Source organism: Frankia sp. AiPs1 (genome assembly GCF_023716945.1).
Lineage (GTDB): Bacteria > Actinomycetota > Actinomycetes > Frankiales > Frankiaceae > Frankia.
This window is the reverse complement of sequence record NZ_JAMQQF010001172.1, coordinates 1-577: the sequence shown is the minus strand read 5'-3', so window position 1 is coordinate 577 and position 577 is coordinate 1. Positions and strand designations below refer to the sequence as shown.

At 77.1% G+C, this 577-nt stretch carries 1 protein-coding gene; it reads right to left on the bottom strand.

Translation table 11 applies throughout. The features are described 5' to 3' along the window. The coding region (locus tag ND748_RS33495) for a glycosyltransferase family 9 protein (protein WP_285903033.1) at positions 1-577 on the bottom strand (577 nt) is incomplete at both ends.

Genomic DNA, 577 nt, shown 5'->3' with positions numbered 1-577 from the left:
GCCTCTCCACGCGTCCCGGCGACGAGGACGCGCAGCCCCTCGCCCGCGAGCAGGCCGGCGACCGTGGCGAAGCGCTCGGGATCGTAGCGCCGCGACGGGCAGCTCGCGCCGGGCAGCAGCACCGCGTACGGGCCGGCCTCGACCAGCGGGCCCACCCGGTCCCGCGCCTGCGTCGGCACGGTGAGGCGGGGATGGCCGCCGGCGGCCGGCAGACCGGCGTGGCGTAGCAGCAGCAACGCCCGGTCGACCTGATGAATGCCGCCCGGCAGGTCGTCCGCCCAGTGGGTGAGCAGCGAGCCGCCGAACTCCCGCGACGCGCCGACCCGCAGCCCGATGCCGGCCAGCGCACACACGTAGGCGGCGGGCCACGGGGACTGCGAGAACGAGGTGAAGATGACGGCGGCGTCGTAACGGCGCGTGGCGAGGGTGTCGACGAGCCGGGCCTGCTCCCCCGGGTCGACGGCCCGCCCGTTGGCGTCCTGCCAGCACACGGAGGCGACGATCGCCTCGTCGACGTCGTCGATGAGCGGCGCGGCGGCGGCGCCGGCCGGGGAGGTCAGCAGGTCCAGGCCCGCCG